The sequence below is a fragment of the Halorubrum yunnanense genome (assembly GCF_026586675.1).
GTDB classification, from domain to species: Archaea; Halobacteriota; Halobacteria; order Halobacteriales; family Haloferacaceae; genus Halorubrum; species Halorubrum yunnanense.
This window is the reverse complement of sequence record NZ_JAODIX010000019.1, coordinates 14101-34553: the sequence shown is the minus strand read 5'-3', so window position 1 is coordinate 34553 and position 20453 is coordinate 14101. Positions and strand designations below refer to the sequence as shown.

19 protein-coding genes are annotated in these 20453 nt (G+C 71.7%); 9 read left to right on the top strand and 10 right to left on the bottom strand.

What is annotated here, in order from left to right:
• Window positions 1–49 precede the first annotated feature (49 nt).
• Window positions 50–955, top strand: coding sequence for a dihydrodipicolinate synthase family protein (locus N5096_RS03955; protein WP_267663031.1), 906 nt, complete (start codon window positions 50–52; stop codon window positions 953–955).
• A gap of 23 nt (window positions 956–978) precedes the next feature.
• On the opposite strand, the gene N5096_RS03950 is transcribed toward N5096_RS03955, so the two are convergent.
• Window positions 979–1734: a YkgJ family cysteine cluster protein gene (locus tag N5096_RS03950; RefSeq protein ID WP_267663030.1), complete on the bottom strand. Its 756-nt coding sequence runs from the start codon at window positions 1732–1734 to the stop codon at window positions 979–981.
• A gap of 114 nt (window positions 1735–1848) precedes the next feature.
• Between N5096_RS03950 and N5096_RS03945 the strand changes: the two genes are divergently transcribed.
• The gene (locus tag N5096_RS03945; RefSeq protein WP_267663029.1) at window positions 1849–2295 is read left to right on the top strand and encodes a DUF5788 family protein; all 447 of its coding nucleotides are present in this window, start codon (window positions 1849–1851) and stop codon (window positions 2293–2295) included.
• Window positions 2296–2305: 10 nt separating this feature from the next.
• Here the strand turns inward: N5096_RS03945 and N5096_RS03940 are convergent, their stop codons facing one another.
• From N5096_RS03940 to N5096_RS03930, 3 genes are all read right to left on the bottom strand, one after another.
• Window positions 2306–3322: a hypothetical protein gene (locus tag N5096_RS03940; protein ID WP_267663028.1), complete on the bottom strand. Its 1017-nt coding sequence runs from the start codon at window positions 3320–3322 to the stop codon at window positions 2306–2308.
• Window positions 3323–3434: 112 nt separating this feature from the next.
• Window positions 3435–3905 (bottom strand): Rieske (2Fe-2S) protein, encoded by a 471-nt coding sequence (locus N5096_RS03935; protein WP_267663027.1) that lies wholly within the window; start codon window positions 3903–3905, stop codon window positions 3435–3437.
• A 626-nt stretch (window positions 3906–4531) separates the two neighbouring features.
• The gene (locus tag N5096_RS03930) at window positions 4532–6706 is read right to left on the bottom strand and encodes a DUF7997 domain-containing protein (protein WP_267663026.1); all 2175 of its coding nucleotides are present in this window, start codon (window positions 6704–6706) and stop codon (window positions 4532–4534) included.
• A gap of 103 nt (window positions 6707–6809) precedes the next feature.
• On the opposite strand from N5096_RS03930, the gene N5096_RS03925 reads away from it, so the two are divergent.
• Window positions 6810–9053, top strand: coding sequence for an alpha-amylase family glycosyl hydrolase (locus N5096_RS03925; protein ID WP_267663025.1), 2244 nt, complete (start codon window positions 6810–6812; stop codon window positions 9051–9053).
• Between the two features lie 105 nt (window positions 9054–9158).
• Window positions 9159–10250 carry a TrmB family transcriptional regulator gene (locus N5096_RS03920; protein ID WP_267663024.1) on the top strand — a complete coding sequence of 364 codons (1092 nt, stop codon included), beginning with the start codon at window positions 9159–9161 and terminating at the stop codon, window positions 10248–10250.
• A gap of 118 nt (window positions 10251–10368) precedes the next feature.
• On the opposite strand, the gene N5096_RS03915 is transcribed toward N5096_RS03920, so the two are convergent.
• Window positions 10369–11283 carry a serine/threonine-protein kinase RIO2 gene (locus N5096_RS03915; protein WP_267663023.1) on the bottom strand — a complete coding sequence of 305 codons (915 nt, stop codon included), beginning with the start codon at window positions 11281–11283 and terminating at the stop codon, window positions 10369–10371.
• Window positions 11284–11428: 145 nt separating this feature from the next.
• On the opposite strand from N5096_RS03915, the gene N5096_RS03910 reads away from it, so the two are divergent.
• The 5 genes from N5096_RS03910 to N5096_RS03890 all read left to right on the top strand — a co-directional run bounded on the left by N5096_RS03910 (window position 11429) and on the right by N5096_RS03890 (window position 15509).
• The gene (locus tag N5096_RS03910; protein WP_267663022.1) at window positions 11429–12352 is read left to right on the top strand and encodes a lipoate--protein ligase family protein; all 924 of its coding nucleotides are present in this window, start codon (window positions 11429–11431) and stop codon (window positions 12350–12352) included.
• Between the two features lie 53 nt (window positions 12353–12405).
• Entirely contained in the window at window positions 12406–13281 is an 876-nt protein-coding gene (locus N5096_RS03905) for a deoxyribonuclease IV (RefSeq protein ID WP_267663021.1), read from the top strand.
• A 91-nt stretch (window positions 13282–13372) separates the two neighbouring features.
• Window positions 13373–13837: a hypothetical protein gene (locus N5096_RS03900; protein ID WP_267663020.1), complete on the top strand. Its 465-nt coding sequence runs from the start codon at window positions 13373–13375 to the stop codon at window positions 13835–13837.
• Window positions 13838–13898: 61 nt separating this feature from the next.
• Window positions 13899–14705: a class I SAM-dependent methyltransferase gene (locus N5096_RS03895; RefSeq protein ID WP_267663019.1), complete on the top strand. Its 807-nt coding sequence runs from the start codon at window positions 13899–13901 to the stop codon at window positions 14703–14705.
• Between the two features lie 75 nt (window positions 14706–14780).
• Window positions 14781–15509: a 3-oxoacyl-ACP reductase family protein gene (locus N5096_RS03890; protein WP_267663018.1), complete on the top strand. Its 729-nt coding sequence runs from the start codon at window positions 14781–14783 to the stop codon at window positions 15507–15509.
• Between the two features lie 136 nt (window positions 15510–15645).
• On the opposite strand, the gene N5096_RS03885 is transcribed toward N5096_RS03890, so the two are convergent.
• The 5 genes from N5096_RS03885 to polX form a co-directional block, all read right to left on the bottom strand.
• On the bottom strand, window positions 15646–15849 hold the full coding sequence (locus N5096_RS03885; protein ID WP_267663017.1) for a hypothetical protein: 204 nt from the start codon (window positions 15847–15849) through the stop codon (window positions 15646–15648).
• A 123-nt stretch (window positions 15850–15972) separates the two neighbouring features.
• Entirely contained in the window at window positions 15973–17127 is a 1155-nt protein-coding gene (locus N5096_RS03880; RefSeq protein WP_267663016.1) for a pyridoxal phosphate-dependent aminotransferase, read from the bottom strand.
• 83 nt (window positions 17128–17210) lie between these two features.
• Window positions 17211–17918 carry a DUF7095 family protein gene (locus N5096_RS03875; protein ID WP_267663015.1) on the bottom strand — a complete coding sequence of 236 codons (708 nt, stop codon included), beginning with the start codon at window positions 17916–17918 and terminating at the stop codon, window positions 17211–17213.
• A 71-nt stretch (window positions 17919–17989) separates the two neighbouring features.
• Window positions 17990–18577: a Mut7-C RNAse domain-containing protein gene (locus tag N5096_RS03870; RefSeq protein ID WP_379789924.1), complete on the bottom strand. Its 588-nt coding sequence runs from the start codon at window positions 18575–18577 to the stop codon at window positions 17990–17992.
• A complete protein-coding gene (gene polX / locus N5096_RS03865) occupies window positions 18577–20367 on the bottom strand; it encodes a DNA polymerase/3'-5' exonuclease PolX (RefSeq protein WP_267663014.1) in 1791 nt (596 codons plus the stop codon). Before polX ends, N5096_RS03870 begins: the two co-directional genes overlap by 1 nt.
• Between the last annotated feature and the right edge of the window lie 86 nt (window positions 20368–20453).

Genomic DNA, 20453 nt, shown 5'->3' with positions numbered 1-20453 from the left:
TACCGCCGCTTGGGTAACGCCTTTTTCGCGGCCCGCCGAACCCGGAGGCATGAGCGACATCGAGTTCCAGTACGGCGCCGTCTCGCCCCCGATCGTGACCCCCTTCGACGCCGACGGCGACGTCGACGTCGACGCGCTCGCGAGCCACGTCTCGACGCTCGTTGACGCCGGCCTCGACGGGATGGTCCCCTGCGGGACGACGGGCGAGTTCGCCAGCCTCACCGACGCGGAGCGACGGGCGGTCGTCGAGACGACGGCCGAGGCGGCCGACGGCCGGGTCCCCGTGATCGCGGGCGCGGCGGACACGACCGTCTCGGGCGTCCTCGACCGGCTCCGGGCCGCGGACGCGGCCGGGGCGGACGCGGGACTGGTAACGCTCCCGTACTACCACAACTCGACGGCGCCGGCGGGGCAGCGGGCGTTCCTCGACGCGGTCGCCGACGACGCCCCCCTCCCCCTCTTCCTCTACGACATCCCGTCGACGGTCGGCGAGCCGATCGACCCCGACGTCCTCGCCGCCGCGGCCGAGCGCGAGGCGATCGTCGGCCTGAAAGACACCAGCGGCGACATCTCCGCGATCGACACCGCCGTCGACCGGACCCCGGACGAGTTCACCGTCTTCCAGGGCGTCGACGCCCTGCTGTACCCGAGCGCGTCGCTCGGGGTCGACGGCGGGATCCACGCGCTCTCGCAGGTGATCCCGGAGGTCTTCGTCGCCCTCGGCGAGGCGCTCCGGGCCGGCGACGACGACCGCGCGCTGACGCTCCACCGTGAGGCGATCGCTCCGCTCTTCGACCGGTGCGGCGACCACGGGTTCGCGCCCGCGACGAAGGTTGCGGCCGCGCACCGCGGGTTCATTCCGGACCCGGCGGTCCGCCCGCCGCTCACGCTCCCGGACGAGGCGGCGCGCGAGGCGATCGCCGCCGACGTCGACGCGGCGCTGGACGTTATTTAAAAACAGCGGGCGCGGTTCGGCGCTTAGTCCCCGTCGACCGGCCGCCCGTCGGCCTCCTTCGGTCCCTCCGAGTCGAAGACGACGACGTCGCCGTCGGCGCGCTCGCCCGCCGTCGGGTCGTAGCCGTCGCGGACGCCGATCGCCTCCTCCAGCTCGCGGACCGCGCGCTTCTTGAGCGACGCGGCCAGCGCCTCGGCGTCCTCGCGGGAGATGTCGCGGCCGAGCCCCTCACACTCGTGGGCGCGGACGATCCCCTCGGCGTCGACCGCCTCGCCCATGGGCTGGCTCGTCCCGTCGAGCGCGACGCTGAACGGGTACGTTCGACAGATGAGCGGTCGGGAGTCGTGGACGGTACAGGCCCCTTCTCCGCCTTCCTCCTCGTAGAACGTGCAGTCGCCGCAGCCGTCGGTCGCGAGCGCCCACTCGAACGTCTCGCCCGTCTGCTCGCCCGCGTCGTCCTCGGAGAGCCCGAACGGCATCGGGCGGGCGACGTCGCGCCAGTCGTACGACTCGCCGGACCGGTCCTCGGCCGCCGCGGCGACCTCGCGGACCCCGTCCGGAAAGACGGTGGCCGTGTGGGGCTCGCGGTCGGGAGCGTCGGCGTCACCGGGATCGTCCGCTCCCTCCCCCGCCGGCGCTCCGCCCGGTTCGTCGGGGGCGTACCCCGTACAGCAGCCGCCGCAGCGCGTGCACTCGAAGCCCATCGCCTCGATCGCGTCGGCGAGGTCGCCGACGGCGAGCTCGCGGGCCCGAGAGAGCTCGGCTTCGAGCGGTTCCATGGAAGTCGCTTGCGGCGCGGTCGGGTTAACGTCGTCCCTTCGCGGGATCGGCCGCGAGCCGCCGCCCCCACCGGGTCGAAGGAGCGAAGTGCGACCGCCCCCTACCGGTCGGGCGTGAAGGAGTACGAGCGGAAAGGGCTCTTAGAGCGGGTGAACCGCGAGGCCGCGACGGTTGGCGCGGACATCCCCGAGGAGATCGAGGTGCAGGGCGAGCCGATCGAACTGCAGTCGTTCGTTTTCGAGATCAAGCGGCGCGACTCGGTCCCGCCCGGCGAGCGCGACCGGGTCGAGCGGGCGAAGCGAAACCTCCGGCGGGAGCGGATCGAACGGCTCGAACCCATCGAGGAGAACGAGGTGAGCTACGAGCGCGGCGAGGAGCTGGCGGCGTCGATCATCGGGATCGACCGCGCGCTCGACGCCCTGGAGGGCCTCGACGCGCCCGACCCGGAGACGGAGGCGGAACGGCAGGAGGCGGCCGACCAGAAGCGCTGGATGAGCTTCCTGAAGAAGGCGCTCGGCCGCGACGACGGCGGCGGAGCGAGCGGTCGCACCCGGTTCTGACGGCGTCGATTCAGGCCGATTTGAACCGGAGTCGGTAGTCGTAGTACCGGTCTTCGTAGCGGATCCGTTCCGACCCCGACTCGGTCCACGCCGCGTCCTTTCGAACGTTGCCGTCGAGGTACGGGCGCTCGTGAAACGCTCGGAGCACCTCCGCGTACCCGTCCGAGTACGGGTGCGACTCCTCGTACCCGCCGTCTCTGGCGGCCTCGATCACGTCCCGCGCGTCGGCCGAGAGGTCGTCGTCGTCGAGTCGCGCGCCGACCGTGTGCGCTCGGAGGATCGCTTCTATCCGCTCCGGCGACTCCGCGACCGGCTCGGCGACGGCGCGGTAGACGGGCTCGTGGAACCGTTCTCTGGTAGCCTTGACCCGATAGACGGTGTCACGGTACGCCACGCGGTCCGGTCCGTCCGCCGCGAGCAGCTCGCTCGCGTCGGCCGCCTCCGCGTCGCGGTAGACGTAGCCGCCGCGCTCCGCCAGTCCGACCGGAACGCCGCCGGAGTTGCCCCGCGCTCGCGCCGAGAAGTGGGCCCTCTCGACGGCGCGCCGGTCGCCCTCCGGGAGGGTCTCCGTCCCGACGGCGGCGGGGTCGCTGTCGGCGCCGGGCCCGTCGCCGCCGCCGCTCTCGTCGACCTCGAACAGGCGAAGCACGGGACGGGTCGCTTCCGCCTCGTCCACGACGACGGAATCCAGCCGGTAGTGCGTCCCCTCGTGGACGGCGTACGTCGGGTCGTCGCTCGCGGACGGGAGTGGCTTCCGGTACTGGGTGGTGTACCCTTCCCCGTGGCGGGCGGCCGCGAACGCCGCGGCGTCCCACCTCGGATCCGCTTCCGCCGGATCGACGACGGCGCTTTCGCGGAGCGTCTCGCCCGCGTCGTCGAGGCTGAGCGCGAGGATCCGACCGTCTTCGTCCTCGTCCGCGGGGCTGCCGGTCACGGACCCGTCGAGACAGCCGGCCACCGCGCCAGCGGCTGCGGCGGCGAGCCCGCCGGCGAGGACCCGGCGGCGGGAGGGGTTCGAATCGGTCATACGCCGCGTTCGTCGGCCGTATATAAATGCGCCGCCGTTACACAAAGAGCTGTTGTGGTCTCCCCGCCCGACGCGGCCGTCATCGGCGTCGGGGCCGGTCGCTCCGGTCCCCTCAGTTCCCGGTGAAGTCGATCCGCGAGTCGCCGCTGTCGCCGTCGCGGTTCGAGTGGCCGAGGCGGACGAACTCGTAGGCGTCGTCGGCGAGGTAGACGCCGTCGCCCTCGACGGCCACGTCGACCGACTCCAGCACGGCGCCCTCGCAGGGGCCGAAGTTGCAGTAGCCGCCGTCGGCCTCGAAGGTGGCGCCGTGCTTCTGGCAGAACACCTCGCCGTTCCGGACGAACGCCCCGTCGTCCTTGTCGAGGCGCACGTCGGTCCAGTGCTGGCAGTAGTTGCGGAACGCGCGGACCTCGCCCGCGGCGCGCGTGAGGATCGCTTCCGCCTCGGGGGTCCCGTCCACGGACTCGCCCACGTCGCCCTCGGCGTCGTCGACGCGCTCGGGGTCGACCGGCCGCAGCGTCACGAGCAGCGTGCTGTTCTCGGGTACCTCCTCGGCGGCGGCGATGCGACGATCCGCGTCCATACGGGGTGGTGGGCTACTGCGGGTTTGAACGCTGTGATAGCGGCGTGGCAGGACCTGACGAGTGATGAAGTCGAGACGCTTCGTATCTGATCGAGCGCTGATTAAGCGTGACTCTGTTTGAATTCTCCAGCCGTCATTTATGACTGATTGAGAACGGATCGGCGGGGAACACTTCCAAAGCCCCAGCCGCTCGTTTACAAGCGATTGAACACAGATCGGCGGCGAACACCGCCAAAGCCCCAGCCGCTCGTTTACAAGCGATTGAACACAGATCGGCGGCGAACACCGCCAAAGCCCCAGCCGCGAGGACTCGCGCGACTCGCTGCGCGCTTCAGTCGTTCGCTACGCTCACTCCTTCCAGTGCTTACGTCGTCGTGCTTCGTCCTCGCGGCTGCCCCTTTGGGTCCCACCCCGACCGCACAGCACCGCAGCCTCACACCTCCCCAGCCTCGTCGGTCGCCCTCCGCGTTGCTCCGGACGACCGACTCCCTCGCGCGTGCTCCTCGCGCCCCGAGGGCGCTCGGAGGCACGCGCCACCGCATCGTTTATTTATAAATAGCAGCCGCAATCGCTCGCTGTCATTTAAATACCCGTAGCCGCGCTCGGCGCGAAGACGCGCCGCGACGTCAGTCGTCGGCCGCGACCCGGTCCGCGGAGAGGAGCCCCTCGTCGGCCAGCAGCGCGACCGTCGCCAGCCGGATGGCGTGCGGCCAGCCCAGCGGCGTCGCGCTGTCGGGCGTCGCGTCGTCGAAGAACTGCTCGGGGAGGTAGCTCGTCGGTTCACACAGCGAGCCCCCGGGCGAGACGCGCGCGAGGAGCTCGCGGGCGCGCTCGGCCATCCCGTCCGCTCGGGGGTCGTCGTGGGCCGCGAGGAGGACGGCGAGCTCGGCGCAGGCGTTCGCGCCCCACGCGGTCGAGACGGTCCACACCTTCTCCGAGAGCTGGCCGGCCTGCCGCCACGCGTCGCCCTCGTAGCGGATCAGCCCCGATATCTCGTCGCTCTCGCGGGCGAGCCCGTCGACGACCGTCTCCACGTGCGAGACGAGCCGGTCGAGGCGCTCGTCGTCGACGGCGCCGCCACGTTCGTCTCCGGCGTCGCTCTCACTCAACGCGTCGAACGACCGGTGCGCGCTTGCCAGCGACAGCGTCGCGGAGTCCAGCCGGTCGTCGATCGCGCCTTCGGGCGTCTCGCGGAGCGCGTAACAGCCGCGCTCGGGCACCCACAGGTCGTCGAGCGCGTCGTACACCCGAGTCGCCTGATCGCGGGCGTGGCCGGCGAGGTCGTCCGGGAGCGCGGCGGCGTCGAGGTCGGCGCCGGGGGCGTCGGCGTTGTCCTCGACCGCGTTGGATCCGCCCGCGTCGCGGTCGAGGGCGCTCGCGTCGAGCCCCGCCCCGTGGAGCGCGAGCTCGCTGTACGCCTCCAGGAACGTCGCCGCGGTGTGAGCGAACCGGCCGACGCTGTCCTCCCACGCGTTCTGACAGACGACGGGCCGACCGTCCGGTTCCAGCGTCTCGTCGAGCCCGGCGAGCGCGGCGACGAGGGTCGCGTCGAGATTTGGGACATCCGCGCCGGCCGCGCGGGCCTGCGCGAGATAGGCGATGACGCTGCCGGTCTGGTCGGCTTGGTAGTCCACGTCGGGCCCGTCCTCGATGCGGGCGTTCGCCCAGCCGGGCGCGAGCGCGCCGTCCCGCGGCCACACGCGGTGGGGCCACGAGCCGTCCGGGCGCTGGGTGGCGACGTACATCTCGGCCGAGCGGGCGTGCCAGTCGTCGAGCCCGAGCCCGAGCCGGTCGTCGGCGCCGAGCAGGAACTCGGATATCTCGGCGTCGTCGCGGAACCAGGTGTAGCCGTAGCCGCCAGAGGTGGCGTAGAAGGGGTCGAAGTCGGGCCCGGCGATCCGGAGCCCCGACTCCGCCGAGAGCAGCGAGAGCACGCGGAGGTCGGCGACCAGCGACTCGCGGGCCGGCGCCGACTCGGGGACCGCGGGCGTGGTCTCGCCCGCGGCCGCGGCGAGCGCCTCGACCGAGTCGAGCTCCGCGAACAGCTCGTCGAGCCTGGCGCGAGCCGCCTCGCGGGTCGTCTCGGCGCGGTCGGTGAGCAGCGACCCGACCGTCGCGGCGCCGTCCTCGAAGGGGACGTCGGCGATCACCTCGCCGGAGAGCCGCTCTTCCTCGTAGCGGTCGCCGCCGCGGTCGCGGGGGAGGTCCGTGGGGGCGTCGTCGAGCAGTTCGGGGAACGTCGCCGGGAGCTGGCCGCGGAGGTCCGAAAGACCGGTGGCGCTCGCGAGGAAGTCGTGCTCGTCGGCGTGGTACACCTCCACCGCGTCGTCGTACCGGAGCTGTCCGACCCGGCCGTCACGGCCGTCCGGGGCGAACCGGGCGTAGACGACGAGCGAGAGGGCCTCGGGGTCGACGTTCGCGTGCCCGTCCTCGCCGACGTCGACCGCGGCACGCGTGACGTGCGCGTCCCCGATCGTCGCGTCGTGGCGGGTAACGGTCGCGGCGTCTGCCTCGTGGACCGTCTCGATAAGGGTTGTGTCGCCGACGTACCGCTGCTCGGTGGGGACCTCGTCGAGCCACACGAGTTCGTCGCCGACCGCGAGCCCGATCCGCGATCGGACCAGGCCGGTCCGCCCGGTCAGCGGGTAGCCGAAGTCGCGGAGCTCGCCGCCGGCGTCGACGTGGACCAGCCGCCCGTCGCCGCCGGAGAACCGCCCGGTGACGGTCCGCCGCTCGCCGGGAAACCGGGTGGCGTGTCCGGTGTTGCGCTTGTAATCGTCGAGCGCGTCGCGGAGTTGCATTAAGCGGGTACACGCCCCCTCGGGGTATTAACTTTTGGTGTAATGGTTATTCGTACATTTTCAAAACGGAAACCCTCAAGCCGAGCGGCGCCCGGGTATCCCCATGCACGAACCCGGACCTCCGCGGACGACGAGCGTCGGCGAATCGGTCGAGCTGGCGCCGCGATCTCCGGATCCAGAAGAGACGTACGAGTGGGCGGTCCGCGACGCACCGGCCGAGAGCGCCGTCGAGGGGGCCAGCGGACCGGAAATCGAGAACGCGAACGGGAACGGGGGCGAACGCGACGGGCGCTCGCCGGTCCTCGTTCGCGGCGAGACGAGCCGGTCGGACGACCCCGTCGTCCACCTCCGGCCGGACGCGCCGGGGACCTACGTCGTGACGCTCGACGCGCCCGACGGGACCCACCGCCAGCGCGTGCGCGCCTTCCCGGACGAGCGCCGGGAAACGGAGCTCCGGGTGCCGGCCGCGGACCTCCCGCTCGCCGACGCCGACGTCGACCGCGTCTCGCTGCTGTGGGCGCACAACGAGCGGCTCCTCGCCCGCGACCGCCCCGAGCGCGACGGCGACGACTGGGTCCTCGAAACGCGCGTGCCGCCGGGCCGCCACGGCTTCAGCTTCGTCGCCAACGACGATCGGGGGAACGAGCACGGCGACGTCGTCGAGGTCTCCGGGCCGGGGAGGCCGCGGCTCTCGCTCGACGCGCGCGTCGAAGGGGGTCGAACAGGCGAGGACGGCGAGAGCGACGGACCGCGGGTCGTCCTGACGGCCGATGTCGACGCCCCGTCCGCATTGGGCGGCGGCAACGAGACGAACGGGTCTCCCGTAGCCGTCGACTTCCTCGTCGACGACCGCGACGCCGGTCCAGAGGCGGTCGCGCGGATCGAGTCGCTGGCGGACGGCGCCACGCTCGCGGTTCCGCTCGCCGAGATCCCTGACGGCATCCTCGACGGCGACGGGCTCCGGATCCACGCGGTCCCGCACGCGGAACGGTACGGGGCGTCCGAGACGGTCCGGGTCGGGCGTGGCGGCGATGCCAGCGGGGGACCGATCGCGGTCACCGACCCCCACGCGGCCCCCGACTGGGCGGAGTCGCCGACGGTCTACGAGGCCTTCGTCCGGTCGTTCGCGGGCGACACCCTGCCGACCACGTTCCGCGAGATCGAGCGCCGGGTGCCGTACCTGGAGAGCCTGCACGTCGACGCGCTCTGGCTGACGCCCGTGCTCGCCTCGCCGACGGAACACGGCTACCACGTCACCGACTACTACGAGACGGCGAGCGATCTGGGCTCCCGAGAGTCGTTCGAGTCGCTCGTCGAGACCTGCCACGACGCCGGGATCCGGGTGATCTTCGATCTCGTGATCAACCACACCTCGCGCGACCACCCCGCCTTCCAGCTGCACGCAGCCGGCGTCGACGAGTACGCCGACCACTACCGGCGGACCGACGGCGCCTTCGACGTGACCGGGACGGACTGGGCGGAGCTCGACGACGGCGACATGCCGGAGCACTACTTCGACTGGGGGCGGATCCCCAATCTCAACTTCGACAGCCCGGCGGTCCGCGCGTGGCTGCTGGACGTGGTCGACGAGTGGGCCGCCGTCGTCGACGGCTTCCGCGCCGACGTGGCGTGGGGAGTCCCGCACGGGTTCTGGAAGGAGGTCGCCGACCGCGTCCCCGACGACGTCCTCCTGCTCGACGAGACGCTCCCGCACGACCCCTTTTACGGCGAGGGCGAGTTCGACCTCCACTACGACACCTCCCTGTACGAGGTCCTCCGCGACGTCGGCGCGGGCGAGGCGCCCGCCGACGCCGTCGCCGAGGCGTTCGACCGCGCCGCGCGGCTCGGCTTCGACGACCCGGGCGCGCAGCTTCGCTACGTCGAGAACCACGACGAGGAGCGGTACCTCGCCGAGTACGGTCGGGACGCCTTGAAGGCCGCCGCCGCGAGCGTCTTCGCGCTCCCCGGCGCGCCGATGATCTACGCCGGGCAGGAGCGCGGCAACGAGACGTACCGCGGACCGATCCGGTGGCACGACGGGGACACCGACCTCACCGACTTCCACCGCGACCTCGCCGCGCTCAGAGAGCGCGAGCCGCTCCTTCGCGAGGGCGCCGTCGACTTCGGCGACCCGGCCGCGGACGTGACCGTCGTCGACGGCGACCCCGAGCGGGTGACCGCGTTCGCCCGGACGGCCGAAAAGGGCGGAGATCGGCTCCTCGTCGTCGTCAACTTCGCGAGCGAGTCGGCGACCGTCGCGGTGCCGGACGGAATCGAGACCGATCTGTTCGAAGACCGGACGGTCGGGACCGAGGCCGAGGTCGACGCCGTCGCCGTTTTTGAGTAAGCGCCCCGTGGCGTCGTCCGGCTTGGCAACCACCCCCCGATCGGGTGGCCGGTGCGGGTCGCGCTCTTCGACCCTTATAAGTGGGGCCCTCGTCCTCTGTTCCGTATGGACGACCGGACGCTGAACGATCTCCTCCGTCGATTCGGGCTCTCCGACAAGGAGATCGACACCTATCTGAGTCTCTTGGCGCACGGCGAGGCGAAGGCGAGTACCGTCGCGGACGCCGCCGGCGTGTCGAAACGCTACGTCTACAGCGTGAGCGAGTCGCTCGCGGACCGCGGGTTCGTCGGGGTGAACGACCACGTCGTGCCGACGACGATCCGCGCGAACCCGCCCGACGAAGTCATAAACCGCCTCCGCTCGGACGTCGACGCGATCCGACCCGGGCTGGAGGAGCGCTTCTCACGTGTGGAGCGGCAGGCCGAACAGTTCGAGGTGATCAAGTCCCGCGTCACTGTCATCAAGCGGATCCGCTCGCTGCTCGACGACGCAGAGTCGGAGATGACCCTGTCGATCACGGCCGACCACCTCCCCGAGATCAGCGAGTCGCTCGCGGACGCGGTCGACAGGGGCGTCCTCGTGCTTCTCGTCATCTCCGACGTCGAGGGCGCCTCCGGCGACGGTCGCGGCGTCGACACCGACCTCGACGGCCTCGGCAGCGTCGTCCGGACGTGGAGCGAGGCGATGCCCACGCTGCTCACGGTTGACTCCGCGGCCGGCGTCGTCGCGCCGCCCGAGCTCCTCCGGCGGTCCGACACCGACCGACAGGCGATCCGCTTCTCGCAGGAGCAGCTCGCGCCCGTCATCGTCGGCTCCTTCCTCGGAAACTACTGGCCGGCCGCGAGCGAGGTCGCGACCGCCCCGCCGGCGTCGCTCCCCGCCGAGTACGCGAACTCCCGGCACGCCGTACTGCAGGCGACGTTACGCCTCCGCGCCGGCGAGCCCCCCCACGTGACCGTCGGCGGACGGTGGACAGAGAGCGACGAGCCCGTCGAACTCGTCGGGCGCGTGGTCAAGGCGAAACAGGGGATGGTCGAGCCGACGAACAACGAGTTCCCGGTGCAACACTCGCTCGTCGTGGAGACCGAGGAGGGGACCGTCACGGTCGGCGGAAAGGGCGCGTTCGTCGAGGACGTCGAGGCCGACCTCGTGCGGATCGAGGCCGGCGAGACGACCGAGACGGCCGACGCGGACTGAGCGAAAGCGGCCGGCGAAAGCGCCGCGCGGGGTCGGGAATCCGGTTGTAGCTGATTGCAGGCGTCGCGTCGAGTGGAGGGGCCGCCGTCGTAGCGGATTTCGTATCGCAGTATGAGATTTATTCCGTCGCGAACGCGCGAACCGTCTCGAACGAGCCGTCGGCGATAGCGGCCGCGATTCCCTCGATATCGGCATCTCTGGGGACTTCGTGGGGGTACTTTCGGCTGAAGTACCGCAAGAGGTTCCCGACGTCGCGTTCGAGGAACTCCCGGGCGTTCTCGTGGTCGACGGGGACCGCCTGCGGCCAGTCGAAGACCGTGACGCCGCTCTCCGCGACCGCGACGTTATGCTCGGACATGTCGGCGTGGACCCAGCCGAGCTCGTGGGCGGTCACGAGTTCGCGGAGAACCAGGTCGAGGACCGCGGAGGCCTGTTCGGGCTCGAGTGTCGCGCGCGCGAGTTCGGCGCCGTTGAACTTGTCCATCACGATGGCGTGGCGGTTGTGATCGACCGGGCGCGGCACGCTCACGTCGGGGTACATCGCCTCCATCGCCTCGTACTCGCGCTCGGCCGCCTTGCGCGCGGTGTACATCCAGGAGACGTGATCGCGGTCGGCGGTGTACTCGCGCTCGCGGTTCACCTCCCGGAAGTTGGTGTACCCCTCACGGTGATACTTTAATGCGAGCGGCTTGAACGACTGCGCCTCGTACACGTCTCCCTCCTTGCCGAACCCCAGGGGCGAGCCCACGCCGTCGATGGTCTCGCGCTCGGCGAACGTGCGGAGCGCCAGGGCGTCGTACCCCTCGAAGGTGAGCTGGTACCCCTCGTACTGGATCGTCTTCCGCTCGATTAGCTCGCGGTCCAGACAGCGGTCGATCCGGTAGTCGACCTCCTCGCGCGTCAGGTCGGCGTAGTCGGGGAGCTTGTCGCGGCGGACCCACTCGGAGAACCGCATCCCCTGCTCGACGCCCGAGAGGAGATAGAAGTCCTCGGACTCGAGTTCAGCCATGTCGCCGGCGACGTTTCGGACCATACGCCCCCTACTCCGGCGATTCCTAAAAGGGACGCGCGTTTGGCGAACGTAGGTGATAAATCTTATTCCGCGATAGCAAATTCGGTTCCGGGCCGCGCCCCGCCGGAGCGCAACCGCTTTCGGGACGGCGGGCGGAGTGGGGCGCATGACCGCGCCGACGGGCGACTGGCGGCTGATTCGAGAGGAGGCCCGCCCGGGGCCGATGCAGATGGCGCTCGACGAGGTCGCGGCGGAGACGGCCGCTGCCGGCGGGCCGGCGACGATCCGGACGTACCGGTGGGAGCCGAGCTGTCTCACGCTGGGGTACCGGCAGGACCCGGAGACCGTCGACTGGGCGTTCTGCGAGCGCGAGGGGATCGACGTGACGCGTCGGCAGACCGGCGGCGGCGGGATCTACCACGACGCGAACGGCGACGTCGCCTACTCGATCGCGGTGCCCGCCGCCGACGTGCCCGGCGAGCTGCTCGACTGCTACCACCTGCTGTGTGAGCCGGTCCTCGACGCGTTCGACCGGCTCGGCATCGACGCGGGCTACGTCGAGGAGTCGGTACCGGAGCTGTACCGTCCCGCCTGTTACCTCCGGGAGCTGCACCCGGCCCACGACGTGGTGGCGGGCGGGCCGGGGCAAACGAGGGGATCGGATGAAGCGGGCCGTGGCGACGACGCGGGCGGCGACGCGGCCGAGCGCCGGAAGATCGCCGGCAACGCGCAGTACCGCAAGCGGGACGCCGTGGTCCAGCACGGGTCGCTGACGTTCTCCGTGGACGCGGCGCGTCACCTCGGGACCTTCGCCGACCCACCGATCGCCCCGACCGAGTTCGAGGAGCGCGTGGTCGGGATGGACGAGCTGGCCGACGTCGACCGGACGGACGCCGTGGCGGCCGTCGAGGCGGCGCTCGTCGCGTGGGTGGTCGGAGCGGCCGACGGTGACGAGACCGGGCGCGACGACGTCACGCTCGACCGCGACGGCTCGTGGTCGAGCGCGGAGCTCGCCCGGGCCGAGAGGCTCGTCGAGGCCAAGTACCGCGACGAGGGATGGGTCCGGACGCGGCCGGGGAACGGCCGGTAGGCGGTCCCGTCCGGTTCCGAAGGGGCTTTTTCAGTCGCCCTCGTGATACCGGTATGAGTCTCAACGTCGGCGCGCACGTCTCGATCTCCGGTTCGAGAGCGTCGAACGATCCCGAAACGCCGCCGTACGGGAACATCGCGAACGCGGTGTTCAGACAGAAGCAGTTCGGCGGGAACTGCGGACAGATATTCACACACTCGCCGCAGGTGTGGCAGGATCCGGATATCGGCGACGAGGAGGCCGAGCAGTTCCGCGAGGGGACCGAGCGCGACCTGGCGGGACCGTGGGTGATCCACACCTCCTACCTCGTCAACCTCTGTACGCCGAAGGAGGGGCTCCGCGAGAAGTCACTCGACTCGATGCAGAAGGAAGTCGACGCGGCCGCGACGCTCGACATCCCGTACGTCAACGTTCACCTCGGCGCGCACACGGGGGCGGGCGTGGAGGGCGGCCTCGACAACGCCGCCTCGGTGATCGACGACATCGACGTCCCCGACGGCGTGACGGTCTTGGTCGAGAGCGACGCGGGCGCCGGGACGAAGCTCGGCGGCGAGTTCGAACACCTGGCGGGGGTCATCGACCGCACCCAGACCGACGTCGACGTCTGCGTCGATACCGCCCACGCGTTCGCGGCGGGGTACGACCTCTCGACGCCCGAGGCGGTCGATCAGACGGTCGGCGAGTTCGACGACGTGGTCGGGTTGGAGCACCTGAAATACATCCACCTCAACGACTCGAAGCACGCCTGCGGCACCAACAAAGACGAGCACGCACACATCGGCGAGGGCCACATCGGCGAGGCCGGGATGGAGCGGATCGTCAACCACCCGGACCTCGCGGACGTGCCGCTGGCGCTTGAGACCCCGACCGAGGACGGGAAGAGCTTCGCGTGGAACATCGAGCGCGTTCGCGAGCTGCGCGCGGAGTGAGCCGTTCCGAGGGCAGACGGCGCCGGTCCTGTGAATTTATTTAAAATTCGTCCGACGCGGATTTATATATGCGGGGCCTCGATCCACGAGCATGACCACCACGGAGGCGCTCCTCATCGGTCGCCGGCGGCGGTTGGCCCTCACGATGATCGGCGGGTTCGCCGGCCTCGTGGCGCTCTCGCTGGCGGTCGCGGTCGCCGCCGATCTCGCGGACGCTCCGACCGCGGCGGCGCTGACCGACCGGGTCGTGCCGCTGCTGGTGTTTTACGCGCCGGCGCCCATCGCGGCCGTCGGCGGGTACGCGCGCTGCGGCGGCCCGGCGTGTCTCGCGGTGGGCGCGGTGCCCGCGGTCGTCTTCGCCGCGCTCGTCGTCGTCGGGACCGTCTTCGGCGTGCCGGGCGTCGGGCCCGGCGACTCCCCGATCGGCGGGGTGACGATGGCGTTCGCGGCGGTCGGGCTGAGCGGCGCGTTCGTCGGCTACTGCGCCGGCGTCAGCGCCGCGCTCCTCGGGGACCTCGTCGGGTTCGGGAGCGGCGACGAGGGCGACGAGGAGTAGGGGCCGAATCTCCCCGCGCGTCTTCCTCACGTTTAATCCGTCCCGCGCCGAACGCGGGGCCGTGCGACGCTTCTCCGCGGAGTACCTCGAACACACCCGAGCGGGGATGTGGGCCGACGACCGGGCGGCCCTTGCGGACCTGGAGCTGTCAAGCCGTCGCCGCGTCCTCGACGTCGGCTGCGGCACCGGCGAGCTGACCCGCGTCCTCGACGCGGAAGCGGGGCCGGACGCGACCGTGATCGGCGTCGACGCCGACCCGGACCTCCTGGCCGTCGCCCGCGAGGAGACCGGCCTCCGGTACGCCGCCGGCGACGCGACGCGGCTCCCGTTCCCGGACGACGCCGTCGACCTGGCTGTCTGTCAGGCGCTCCTTATCAATCTCCCCGATCCGGCCGTCGCGGTCGGGGAGCTCGCGCGGGTCTCCTCGGACCTCGTCGCCGCGGTCGAACCGGACAACGGCGACGTGACGGTGCGGTCGACGGTCGCCGCCGAGGAGCGGCTGGAGCGGGAGGCCCGCGAGGCGTATTTAAAAGGGGTCGACACCGACGTCGCCCTCGGCGATCGCGTGCGGGAGGCGTTCGCGGCGGGGGGGCTCGGCGACCTCCGGACGCACCGGTACGTCCACGAGAAACGGACCGAACCGCCGTACGCGGAGACCGCGCTCTCGTCCGCGGCGCGGAAGGCCTCCGGCGCCGGGCTCGCCGACCACCGCGAGGAGTTAATCGCCGCGACCTCCCTGGACGCCTACGACGACCTCCGGCGGCGCTGGCGGGAGATGGGCCGCGAGGTGGTCGATGCCATCGGCGACCGCGAGTACGAGCGCGTCGAGCGCGTCCCCTTCGACGTGACGGTGGGGCGAGTGGAGTGAGCGGCGGAGCGCGTTTCGCCCACTCCCACCGCCGCGTCCGGAAAAGCGAAGTCGGAGGGGGGCGACCGAAGCGACATGTCGGCCGCACTCGTGACGGGATCCTCGAGGGGAATCGGACGGGCGATCGCGCTTCGGTTCGCCGCCGACGGCCGCGACGTCGCCGTCAACTACCGCACCAGCGACGAGGCCGCCGAGGCGGTGGCCGAGGAGGTCCGCGACCGGGGCCAAGAGGCGGTCGCCGTGGGCGCGGACGTCTCGGAGCCCGACGCGGCGGCGCGCCTCGTCGAGACCGCCGCCGACGCGTTCGGCGGGCTGGACCACGTCGTCAACAACGCCGGGATCGACCAGCACGTGTACACCGCGGAGCTCGACCCCGACGACTTCGACCGGGTGATGGACGTCAACGTCAACTCCGCGTTCAACGTGACGAAGGCGGCGCTCCCGCACCTCTCGGGGTCTGACGACGACCCCTCGGTGACGAACGTCTCCTCGATCCTCGCGCACACCGGCGCGCCGATCGAGTGCCACTACGCCGCCTCGAAAGGGGCGCTCCTCTCGCTCACCCGGAGCCACGCCGAGGACTTCGCGCCCGACGTGCGGGTGAACGCGATCGCGCCCGGCCACGTCGAGACGGACATGACCGACGACCGGACCCCGGAGGAGAAGCGCGAGGAGCTGGCGCGGATTCCGGTCGACCGGTACGGCCAGCCCGAGGACATCGCCGACGCGGCCGCCTACCTCCGGGACGCGACGTTCGTCACCGGAGAGACGCTGAACGTGAACGGCGGCGAGCTGATGCGCTGATCGGGGTGAAAGGGACCGGCCGACCGCGCAGTACACACGTGTGTCACTGCCGTTTCGCGGGACGACGAGACCGCCGCCCCGCGGTCTCGCCTCGCCAACTCCGGACGAGTGCTTCGGTGGCCGGAGCGGACACGCGTCAGGATGAGAGCCACGCGTACGTCTGGACGGCGCCGAACAGCAGCGCGAACGCCCCGTTTTCGACGAGTAACAGGACGTTGTCCGGCTGCAGCGTCCGGACGCCGATAGCGAGAATGCCGAACGTCGTTGCGAGCAGCAGATTGTACTTCGCGAACGCCACCCAGCAGTCCTGATCGAGCTCGATGAGGCCGTCGCTACCCATGCGTCTCGTTCGTCCTCGGCGGTGACAAGTGGTGGGATCGTTGCGGCGGTCGGCACGCGCTCTCCGGCGACCGGAGTCCGCACGCGGAGACCGGTCGAAACCGGATCCCGACGGAACCGGCGGTCAGTACTCCGCCAGCCCGGCCTCGATCCGGTCGAACCCCTCCTCGAGCCGGTCGACGGCGCTGGCGAACGAGAGCCGGAGCCGCCCGGGCGCGGTGTCGCCGAAGCCGTCGCCGGGCGCGAGGACGACGCCGTGCTCGTTCAGGAGGTACTTCGCGACGTCGATTGCGGGGGCGTCGAGCCCGGGGTCGAGGAAGGCGTAGAACGCGCCCTCCGGCCGGGGACACGAGAGCCCGTCGATGCCGGCGACGCGGTCGACGACGAGGTCGCGGCGCTCCTCGAACGCGCGGTACATCTCCTCGAACGGCTCCTGCGGCCCGGTGAGGGCGGCGATCGCAGCGTGCTGCGCGACGCTCGACGCGCAGGCCGTGGTCGACTCGCGAACCGTCGTCACCTCGTCGATCACCGCTCGGTCGCCCGTGAGCCACCCGAGTCGCCACCCGGTCATGGCGTACGCCTTCGAGCAGGAGCCCACCGTCAGCACGTGGTCCGGGTGGCCGGTGGACGCGGCGATCCCCTCGGCCGGCCCGTCGTAGGTGAGCCCGAGGTACACCTCATCGGCGATCACGTAGGCGTCGCGGTCGGCCGCGGCCTCGACGACCGCCCGGCACTCGTCGCGGTCGAAGACCCGGCCGGTCGGGTTCGACGGCGTCGTGAGTACGACCGCCGCGGTGTCGTCGCTCATCGCGTCGATCACGCGGTCCGCGTCGAGGTCGAACCCGGTCTCCGCGGGCATGGGCACCTCGCGGAAGGTCCCGTCCGCGAGCGTCGCCTGCGTCTCGTAGTTGGGCCAGGTCGGGCCCGGAACGAGCAGCTCCTCGCCGGGCGACACCGTCGCGAGGGTCGCGAGGTGGAGCGCCTCCATCCCGCCGACGGTGACGACGATCTCGTCGGGGTCGTGCTCGATGCCGTACTCGCCCGCGAGCGTGTCGCTGATGGCCCGCCGGCACTCGGGCAGCCCCGCGTTGGAGGTGTAGTGGGTCGCGCCGCCGCGAGCGGCGCTCGCGGCCGCGTCGATCACGTGTTCGGGGGTGTCGAAGTCGGGCTCGCCGACCTCCAGCCTGACGAGGTCGCCGTCGTGACGCTGTGCGAGGTCGAACATCACGCGGATCCGAGAGCGCTCCGCGCGCCGGACGCGGTCGGTGGGCGTGGGCATACCGTCCACACGGCGATCACTCTCAAAAGCGGTCCGGTGGCGGCCAGACGCGGCCGGCGGTCGAGGGGCCGCGGAGTACCGCCTCAGACCATGTCGCCGCGCACCGACGCTCCCTCCTGCTCGGCCCGCCGGCGCTTGAGCACGTCCGCGGCCTCCTTCGCGACGTCTTCGTCGGCGCCGAGCATCCCGAGCGCGGCCGGGAGGGTCGGCATCGCGAGGGAAGCCTCGCGCAGCCGATCGAACGCCTCTCGGTCGCGAGTGCCGTCGACCCACAGGCAGACCCCGCGCGGGTCGAGCACCTCCTCGTAGGCGTCGCTGGCGAGCGCCCCTTTTAATCGCCGACGCACGTTGTCCTCGAAGCTCGCGTTACACACCTCGAGGTGGATCGGCTCGCCGTCGTCGGACTGCGTCCGACTGTCACCGGGCGAAGCCCGGTTGCCAGAGGGACGCAGTCCCTCGCCGTCGACGAGCTCGGCCGCGAGGCACTTCTCGGGGGCGGCGTACCCGTTGTCGCTCACGCGCACGCGGTCCGGGTGCGCCTCGGCCCACTCGGCCCGCACGGAGGTACCGACCCCCTTCACGCCGTACTCGGCCTCGAACGCGGCGGCCGCGTCGGCGTCCCCGCCCATGATCACGTCCTTGGTGAGGTAGACGTCGAGGCGCTCGACGGGGTCGAGCCCGAGCGCGACGTCGCCGAACGCCCACACCTCGCGGACGGGCACGGGCATCGTCTCCGCCTCGACCCGGTCGACGAGCGTCGCCAGCCGGTCGACCGCCTGATCGCGGTTCATTGACGAGTCGTAGGCGGGTCGCGGGCAAACCGGTTACGCTCGGAGCGACCCCGCGGACGCCGGCGGCGGGCTCACATCCGGTCGAGCCGCTCGGCGACCGACTCCCAGTGGCCGCCCTTCCAGAACCACTGCCCGCAGTCGCGACAGCGCCACGCGGGGCGGGGGTCGGCGTCGGAGTCGCCGCCCGTCTCCTCGTCCGTGCGCGAGGTCCCCACGTCGTCGGGGACGTATTCGGGGCGGTCGTCGGGGCCGACGTCGGCCCCCTCCGGACCGACCCGTTCGACCGGACCGTTGCAGTCGCCGCAGCGCGTCGGTTCGGCGGCGAGCCCGACCGGAAGCCCCGCCTCGGCGACCTCGCGGAGCTGGTCGAGCACGTCGCGCTCGGTCAGGAGGAGCGCGCCGTCGGCCCGCGCGGCGAGCTCGCGGTCGCGGGTGATCAGGGTTCGGCCCTCGTCGACCGCGAGCGACAGGAGCCGGTCGTCGGCCTCGATCCCGCGGTCGAGCGCGTACCCCGCGTCGTAGCCGCACATCCGGAGGTACGTGGCGAGTTTTCCGCACATGACGTCGAGGAGGACCGGCGGCGGGTCGGAGCCCGGGCCGGCCGCGCGGTGGCCCGCCACGCGGTTGCTGTCATCGGACGCCCCGTCGTCGCCCGGCATCAGCCGTCGAGGAACTCGCGCAGGCCCTCGGCCGACCGGGCGTTGAGCACGTCGGCGGTCTCGGCCCAGCCGCGCCGGGCGGTGTGAACGCCGTACCGCGCGTTGTCGAGCTCGCGGGGCGAGTGCGCGTCGGTGTTCACGGCGATCGTCGCGCCCGCGTCGAGCGCGGCGCGGACCGTGTCGCCGTCGGCGTCGAGGCGGGCGGGGTTCGCGTTCACCTCGATCGCGGTGCCCGCGTCGGCCGCGGCGGCGACGACGGCCTCGACGTCGGGCGACACGCCCGGGCGGCTGTTGATGATCCGCCCGGTCGGGTGGCCCAAGACGTCGACGTGCGGGTGTTCGACCGCGCGGACCAGCCGCGCCGTGGCGGCCTCGTCGTCCTGTCCGAGCGCGGAGTGGGGCGAGGCGACGACCAGGTCGAGGTCGGCGAGCGCCTCGTCGTCGGTGGTGATCGCCCCCTCGGCGTCGATGTTCGCCTCGATCCCGTGGAACACCTCGATAGCGTCGTCGACCTCGTCCGCCGCTTCCGCGACCGCCTCGGCCTGCTCGGCGATCGCGGCCTCGTCGAGCCCGGTGTTCCCGAAGATCCCCGGCCCGGCGGCGTGGTCGGTGACGACGTGGTAGTCGGAGCCGCGCTCCGCGGCCGCCGCGACCATCTCCGCGATCGTGAACCCGCCGTCCGACCAGTCGGTGTGCGTGTGGAGGTCGCCGCGCAGGTCGCCCGTCTCGACGAGGTCGGGGAGCTCGCCCGCCGCGGCCGCCTCGACCTCGCCGTTGTCCTCGCGGAGCTCCGGCGGGACCGGGTCCATGTCGAGCACCTCGTAGACGCCGGCCTCGGTCTCGCCGGCGACGCGCTCGCCGACGCGCTGGCCGTCGGCGCCCTCGTCGGCGGCGGCGTCGTCCGCGCCGTCCGCGCCGTCGACGTCGCTCACGTCGAACAGCCCGTACTCGTTGAGCTTCAGGCCGCGGTCGATCGCACGGTTTCGCACGGAGACGTTGTGGGCGCGCGAGCCGGTGAAGTACTGGAGCGCGGCGCCGAACTCCTCGCCGTCGACGACCCGGAGGTCGACCCGGGTCCCGTCCGCGCGGACGCTCGCCTTCCCGGTGCCCGCCTCGATCGTCGCGTCGGCGTCGGGCCAGTCGGTGAACGCCTCGACGACCGGCTCCCGCGCGTCGCTGGCGACGAGCAGGTCGACGTCGCCGATGGTGTCCTTCCAGCGCCGGATCGAGCCGCACACCTCGACCGACGCGACCGGGTCGACGTCGGCGAGGTACGCGAGCGCCGCGTCGGCGACGGGCCGCGCGTCGCCGAGCCGGGTGCGCTTCCGGGCCTCGCGGGCGAAGGGGATCCTGTCGAGGATGTTCTCCTCCGTCTTCGCGCCGAAGCCGGAGACCTCCCGGATCTCTCCGGCCTCCGCGGCCGCCTCCAGCTCGTCGAGCGTGGTGACGCCGAGCGCCTCGTAGAGGCTGCCGACCGTCTTCGGGCCGACGCCCTCGACCGCGGTGAGCCCCGCCATGTCGACCGGGAGCTCCTCGCGCAGCGCCTCCAGCTCCTCGATCGCGCCGGTCTCGAAGTATTCCACGATCTTCGACGCGATCGCGTCGCCGACGCGGTCGATCTCGGCGACCGCGTCCTCGCCCTCGCCCGCGAGGTTCTCGATCGGGGCGGTGTGCTCGCGGACGTTCTCGGCGGCGCGGCGGTACGCAGTCGGCTTGTACTCGACACCCGTCGCCTCGAGCAGATCGGCGAACTCCTCTAAGCGGGACGCGACCTCGTCGTTCCGGCTCATTTGCTCGGGGTTCGGTCGGGCGCTTCTTATACTGTCGGGCGGCCCGGAGACACGCGCACCCGGCGCCATTGATAAGTCTCGCAGGC

What these genes read in the sequence shown, in the direction of transcription:
- N5096_RS03955 (WP_267663031.1), top strand. Translation starts at nt 50, where the DNA reads ATGAGCGACATCGAGTTCCAGTACGGCGCCGTCTCGCCCCCGATCGTG.
- N5096_RS03950 (WP_267663030.1), bottom strand. Translation starts at nt 1,734, where the DNA reads ATGGAACCGCTCGAAGCCGAGCTCTCTCGGGCCCGCGAGCTCGCCGTC.
- N5096_RS03940 (WP_267663028.1), bottom strand. Translation starts at nt 3,322, where the DNA reads ATGACCGATTCGAACCCCTCCCGCCGCCGGGTCCTCGCCGGCGGGCTC.
- N5096_RS03935 (WP_267663027.1), bottom strand. Translation starts at nt 3,905, where the DNA reads ATGGACGCGGATCGTCGCATCGCCGCCGCCGAGGAGGTACCCGAGAAC.
- N5096_RS03930 (WP_267663026.1), bottom strand. Translation starts at nt 6,706, where the DNA reads ATGCAACTCCGCGACGCGCTCGACGATTACAAGCGCAACACCGGACAC.
- N5096_RS03925 (WP_267663025.1), top strand. Translation starts at nt 6,810, where the DNA reads ATGCACGAACCCGGACCTCCGCGGACGACGAGCGTCGGCGAATCGGTC.
- N5096_RS03920 (WP_267663024.1), top strand. Translation starts at nt 9,159, where the DNA reads ATGGACGACCGGACGCTGAACGATCTCCTCCGTCGATTCGGGCTCTCC.
- N5096_RS03915 (WP_267663023.1), bottom strand. Translation starts at nt 11,283, where the DNA reads ATGGTCCGAAACGTCGCCGGCGACATGGCTGAACTCGAGTCCGAGGAC.
- N5096_RS03910 (WP_267663022.1), top strand. Translation starts at nt 11,429, where the DNA reads ATGACCGCGCCGACGGGCGACTGGCGGCTGATTCGAGAGGAGGCCCGC.
- N5096_RS03905 (WP_267663021.1), top strand. Translation starts at nt 12,406, where the DNA reads ATGAGTCTCAACGTCGGCGCGCACGTCTCGATCTCCGGTTCGAGAGCG.
- N5096_RS03900 (WP_267663020.1), top strand. Translation starts at nt 13,373, where the DNA reads ATGACCACCACGGAGGCGCTCCTCATCGGTCGCCGGCGGCGGTTGGCC.
- N5096_RS03890 (WP_267663018.1), top strand. Translation starts at nt 14,781, where the DNA reads ATGTCGGCCGCACTCGTGACGGGATCCTCGAGGGGAATCGGACGGGCG.
- N5096_RS03885 (WP_267663017.1), bottom strand. Translation starts at nt 15,849, where the DNA reads ATGGGTAGCGACGGCCTCATCGAGCTCGATCAGGACTGCTGGGTGGCG.
- N5096_RS03880 (WP_267663016.1), bottom strand. Translation starts at nt 17,127, where the DNA reads ATGCCCACGCCCACCGACCGCGTCCGGCGCGCGGAGCGCTCTCGGATC.
- N5096_RS03875 (WP_267663015.1), bottom strand. Translation starts at nt 17,918, where the DNA reads ATGAACCGCGATCAGGCGGTCGACCGGCTGGCGACGCTCGTCGACCGG.
- N5096_RS03870 (WP_379789924.1), bottom strand. Translation starts at nt 18,577, where the DNA reads ATGCCGGGCGACGACGGGGCGTCCGATGACAGCAACCGCGTGGCGGGC.
- polX (WP_267663014.1), bottom strand. Translation starts at nt 20,367, where the DNA reads ATGAGCCGGAACGACGAGGTCGCGTCCCGCTTAGAGGAGTTCGCCGAT.